Below are 4,866 nucleotides of genomic sequence, written 5' to 3' on the forward strand. Positions count from 1 at the left end.
AGGTTTTCTTGGGAAATCCCACTCTCCCGACTACACTTCAACCTGAGTAGTTACGCGCAAACACCGTGAACTTGGCATCGGTGCGAATTGTACTGGGTTGCGAGATCGCTTTACCGACTCGACTGGTGAGCCAGCCTTTTAGCTCTAGGAGAATGGTGGCGATTGCTTCAGAAATCATCTCTGATTCAATCTCCAAATCCAGGTGCGCTACTAGCTTGATGAAGTCAACGAGCGTTGGCATTTCAAACCACGCTTCACTACCAAATCCTTGCTCAAAGGCAATTTCGTATCGAGTTTGAATATGTGAGTCGTTGAAGAATGCCGCGATTGCTTGCCACAAAACTGTGTGAATTCGCTTTCCAAGTTGTCCCTCGGTTTCCATTCCCATCACCATGATATTAAGCGCTTTCACCAGGAATTCTTTGTAGTCATCGAGTCGTTCGCCTTGCTGCTTTTTGGGAAGATGCCGAACGTCTGGAATTTGAAACAGGTTGTTTGCTTCTGAACCAATATCAAAGTAGGCTCCCTGATCGCCAAAGAATTTCACCAGGTCAGTGTAGGTTGTAGTGCCATCCGATTTTGGATAGTCCAGCGAGATCACATTCATGCCGTTAGCGATTCCACAAACGAAGAGATCAGACATTAGAACTGACTTCCCGCTTCGGGTTTCACCCATGATGAAAATGCCTCGATGCTTGGTGATGAAGTCAACTAGAAGCGGCATATTGCCTTCACGAGTAATGAACTCTATCCCTTGCGAGTCTACGGGTTTCGTGCAGGCAAGCGGCATTAATCCGGGCGCTTCGTTGGTGAGGTACAGTTGCTTGCGATCGTCGCCCAGCAGCCAGTCATCCACGATAGGCAAGGAGCGCAACCACAGCGACCAGGCAATCTCGGTTTCTCGAATGAAGTCACCTTGAGGAAAAGCGTTTGTCAATTTTTGGCAAGCTTCAGTCAAGGTGTGTGGATCGTTCCGGTGAACTAAAGCAACGACTGAAACCCAAATAGGCATTGCACCTTCGTAAATCTTCTCTTGAGCTTCTACTCCCTTTTTCATACGAATCTGTGACAGAACATCGACATTCTTTAGCTCACCTGCCCGATGTGTGGCTGTATAGCTTTGTTTGGTGAGTCGTTGCAGTGTAATTCTCGTCATGACACGATCGGCGGCAGCTAACTCGCACACAAATTCACAATCATGAAACTGAGAAAACGCTTTCCAGAGGTAGTAAAGCTGGTGTTCGGGTGACGCAAATCCGGGTGGCTTTGACTCAAGAACGATCGCGCCCACAAATTTACCTTTGACCCACGCCCATTCCCGATCCGCTTTTGGATGGCTCGGTCTACCGTTTTCGCCTCGAACCAATAGACTTGCAGCATGATGCGTTTCTCGGATTTCTTCCTTGAGCCTGACTTTTCCCTCTGTTTCTTGAAGAATTAGACATTGAGGTAAAGGAGGCGATCGCCGAGTGTTGAACTGTCCCCATAAATAACTCCAAAGCTGATCCGCCGTCATGGGTGTTGCTTGCAGTCCCATGCGCGTGTTGATCTGCTGTTCCCAATGCAGATAGCCATCAGTGAAGGCTTGGGTGAGAAGTTCCAGATAATGCGCCTGCTCCTTAGATTCCTTCATTCCCTTGAGCGTTTCATACTGGTCAGCAAACCAGGCAAGCAGTTTTTCAACGCGATCGTGACTCGTTCCTTTTCCTGGCTCGATCGTGTACGTGGCAAACAAGTAAATCTGCTTTGGTTGGCGTTCACCTTGCAGAGTTAATTCTCGTGTCGATCGCTGTTGCGCTAGAAGTAGGAATTGCGTTTCTAAACTTTGGGTTGAGTTAACGAGATTTTCTAATTCCTGTTGACGATCGCTATCGTCCGCAAACGATCGCAGGTGAATGCGAAGTCGATCACCTGGGCGTAATCCTTTCAATCCTTCTTCTAATCGAGTCAGGGCGCTTTCTGCCTGACCACTGGCTAACAGCGTATGAATGCTGGAAGCCTGGAAGCCAAACACAAACGAGAATTTCTTACCTTTCTTGAGCAAATAAGCACCGACATCTCGACTCCGCAAAGCAAGTTTGCAAATGCATTCCAGGTTTGATTCATCTTCAAACGGCTTAAAATGGTAGTACTTAGTGCCAACCCGTTTCTTCGTCGCCATCTTCTTCGTGCGGTAAACAACTCGTGTAGTGAACATATCCCCGATTCCAGTCAGGAGCCGGGACAAACTTATTCGTGAATCTCCAGGTTTTTTCGCCGACTACCAGCCACCAGGTACTCATGCCCCAGGCGCTCACCAGGAGAAACCAAACAAATCCCAGTGAGAGAACAACTTTGACAAGAAAGTAGGAGACAACCAAAATCGCCGCAGAGGGTGCTAATAGAGTTGCTGGAATCGGCCCTAAACTAGGTTGCTGTCCCAGACTTTGGTTGACCGGACGGAATTGTTGGGAGCGATCGTCTGTCATCGCGATTACCTATCCTCTAGGAGTTGCAGTCGTGCTACCGCCAAAGAACATGGCGCTCAACCCTTCGACGACCACGACCGCTGCCACAACAATGAATGCGTTTTGCATCAAGGGTTGCCATTGTTCGCCCCGTTGCGCCTGATAAACAGCAAATAGCACAAACCCGACAGCCGAGATCCAAACCACGATTCGCAGTAAGCCAAACAAAAACGTGATGATTCCGCTATCAATGTATTGTCCAAAGATGCTGTTCGCTTGCTGTTCGGCTGAGTTGAATAGTTGCGCCGTTGCCGGGTCAGCGTGGAGGGTAATGCCTGCAAAAAATACTGCACCTGCGACTGCTCCCAGCATTCTCCATCCCCCAAATGATCGAAACCAGGGGTGAATCGTCAGGCTGGGAACCCAGACAGAAAATCGGGTAATTAGAAGAGCAAATGCAACCATGAACCAGATGGAGATGGGGAAGCGAGTGATAACCATCAGAGCGGTGAATGCTAGACAAGCTAAAAACGGAATGATTCGGCTAAATAGCGATCGCTGGCTCGAATGCAACAATCGAGCAGAACGGAAATGCAACGAGGAAAACTCCATCGTTTTAGCTCCTGATTCTAAGGGTTTAAATCTTGGTGAGGTGCCTAGTGAGGTCTTATCAATTGGTCAGGAAGTGAAATTTGGAATGCAACCCTGATCAGAAAAGTAAGCTTTGCAAAATCTTCAATGAACTCATCTTAGTCGGAGCTATCAGAATTTCAATAGGGGTTAGAGAGTAAAATAGTACGAGACTACTGTATTCGTTTGAAAAGCTCTACGTAAATAAACTAGGGAAACTACGGATTGGTGTACTTCATATCCATTGAAGAGAGCTTTGATTCTAAACGCGCTTAAAAAGTTTATTACCTCTACTATAAAAATTCCTAAACTGGTCTAAAATCCTTACATGAAGAGCTATATAGCTTTCTTAGTTAAAGAACGTGGAACGATTCATCACCGATCAACGATGAATTTGATTTGTATGTAGCGAAGTGATTGATAGCAATATAGTAGTGATCGATTAAACGACTTGCTTTCCTGTGTCCTTTCGGGATGAATGAGTTTCTTAATGTTGTCTTTAGCTTTCATTTTACTGTTTTTTTCAGAATCTCTATCTTTCAAAAAGGTGCGTTTTTGACAGGTATAAATCTGCTGTTTTTCTGGGTTTACAAGCTGATAAATTAGCCTTTCAAAACGACTTTCAAAATGATATTTCTTGTTTTCCGGTTGATCGCTTTATTCATAGAAAGGTATTAAGGAAGGTTACGGATAACGATGCATGTTAATTGGCTACAGACGAATTTCGCCTGATGACCAAACGTTAGACCTCCAAACAGAAGCACTCAATCAAGCAGGGTGCGATCGCATTTTCACTGACATCACCACAGACTCAAGTGCAGCACAACCTGGACTGGAGGAAGCCGTTGCTCTACTGTTCTCCGAAGCCATGAACGCCCATTCTGACACCGTTTTGATGGTATGGCGATTGGATCGAGTCGGTAAGCCGCTCAAACAGTTGCTTGAATTTATCGTGGGTTTGAACGATCGTGCCGTTGCCTTCAAAAGTATTGAGGAGAATTTGGACACGCGAAACTACGATCGCGCCGAGATGCTGCGAGTGTTGCGGACGTTGGTGAGTTATGAGCAGCAGGTGATCAGAGAGAAGACTCAGATGGGTCTAAAACGAGCGAAAGCTAAAGGAAAAAAAGCTGGACGCAAGCCAGCGCTCACGCCTCAACAGATTCGGATTGGGAAAACCTTGGCAGCCGACCCAACGCAAACTGTAGAAGAGATTTGTCGATCGCTGAAAATCTCCCAGTCAACTTATTACCGCTACATCCATCCCGGACAGCAGCAGGGTAACGGGCCTTCTGAGTGATCTATTTATCGCCATTGTTCATCTAATCAGAGCGGAGAACGTTCTAAACTGGAAGCATTGATTCGAGAAAAATTAGACCAGTTAGGGTGATGACCACTAAGACAGGATTGGGAATCGAGGATCTTTTGGCGAATGAGCGATCGCAAATTCTGGCGATCGCCCAAAAGCATGGCGCTTCCAATGTGCGAGTGTTTGGCTCAGTGGCGCGTGGGGAAGCGACTCTAGAGAGCGATGTGGACTTTTTGATCGATTATGACTTGACGCGAATTACCCCTTGGTTCCCAGCAGGACTGATTCTGGATTTGGAAGCATTACTAAACCGAAAAGTGGATGTCGCCACGATCGAGATGTTGAAGGAGAGACTCAAAGAACAGGTTTTAGCGGAAGCGGTGCCATTGTGAAAGTGAGCAATTATGATCGCTGAAAATCTCCCAGTCTAGTAAGTGCCTATCCGAAAACTTGAATTGCCCTGACGACAATACAAGCACA

At 46.6% G+C, this 4,866-nt stretch carries 5 protein-coding genes; 2 read left to right on the forward strand and 3 right to left on the reverse strand.

What is annotated here, in order from left to right:
* Nucleotides 1-37: 37 nt before the first annotated feature.
* Genes ACJ2PR_RS35015 through ACJ2PR_RS35025 form a run of 3 tightly spaced genes read right to left on the reverse strand, consistent with a single transcriptional unit; the run spans nt 38 to nt 3,059 of the window.
* Entirely contained in the window at nt 38-2,161 is a 2,124-nt protein-coding gene (locus ACJ2PR_RS35015) for a hypothetical protein (RefSeq protein ID WP_446880510.1), read from the reverse strand.
* A complete protein-coding gene (locus ACJ2PR_RS35020) occupies nt 2,133-2,468 on the reverse strand; it encodes a hypothetical protein (protein ID WP_446880511.1) in 336 nt (111 codons plus the stop codon). Before ACJ2PR_RS35020 ends, ACJ2PR_RS35015 begins: the two co-directional genes overlap by 29 nt.
* Before the next feature lie 9 nt (nt 2,469-2,477).
* Nucleotides 2,478-3,059: a hypothetical protein gene (locus ACJ2PR_RS35025; RefSeq protein ID WP_446868447.1), complete on the reverse strand. Its 582-nt coding sequence runs from the start codon at nt 3,057-3,059 to the stop codon at nt 2,478-2,480.
* A 718-nt stretch (nt 3,060-3,777) separates the two neighbouring features.
* Between ACJ2PR_RS35025 and ACJ2PR_RS35030 the strand changes: the two genes are divergently transcribed.
* Both ACJ2PR_RS35030 and ACJ2PR_RS35035 read left to right on the forward strand, forming a co-directional pair.
* Nucleotides 3,778-4,377 (forward strand): recombinase family protein, encoded by a 600-nt coding sequence (locus ACJ2PR_RS35030; protein ID WP_446880512.1) that lies wholly within the window; start codon nt 3,778-3,780, stop codon nt 4,375-4,377.
* Nucleotides 4,378-4,466: 89 nt separating this feature from the next.
* Complete coding sequence (locus ACJ2PR_RS35035; protein ID WP_446880513.1) at nt 4,467-4,778, forward strand: nucleotidyltransferase family protein; 312 nt, start codon at nt 4,467-4,469, stop codon at nt 4,776-4,778.
* Nucleotides 4,779-4,866 lie beyond the last annotated feature (88 nt).

Source organism: Phormidesmis sp. 146-33 (genome assembly GCF_052939515.1).

Excerpts from the sequence above, each read along its gene's own strand:
- ACJ2PR_RS35015 (WP_446880510.1), bottom strand. The coding sequence starts at position 2,161 with ATGGCGACGAAGAAACGGGTTGGCACTAAGTACTACCATTTTAAGCCG.
- ACJ2PR_RS35020 (WP_446880511.1), bottom strand. The coding sequence starts at position 2,468 with ATGACAGACGATCGCTCCCAACAATTCCGTCCGGTCAACCAAAGTCTG.
- ACJ2PR_RS35025 (WP_446868447.1), bottom strand. The coding sequence starts at position 3,059 with ATGGAGTTTTCCTCGTTGCATTTCCGTTCTGCTCGATTGTTGCATTCG.
- ACJ2PR_RS35030 (WP_446880512.1), top strand. The coding sequence starts at position 3,778 with ATGTTAATTGGCTACAGACGAATTTCGCCTGATGACCAAACGTTAGAC.
- ACJ2PR_RS35035 (WP_446880513.1), top strand. The coding sequence starts at position 4,467 with ATGACCACTAAGACAGGATTGGGAATCGAGGATCTTTTGGCGAATGAG.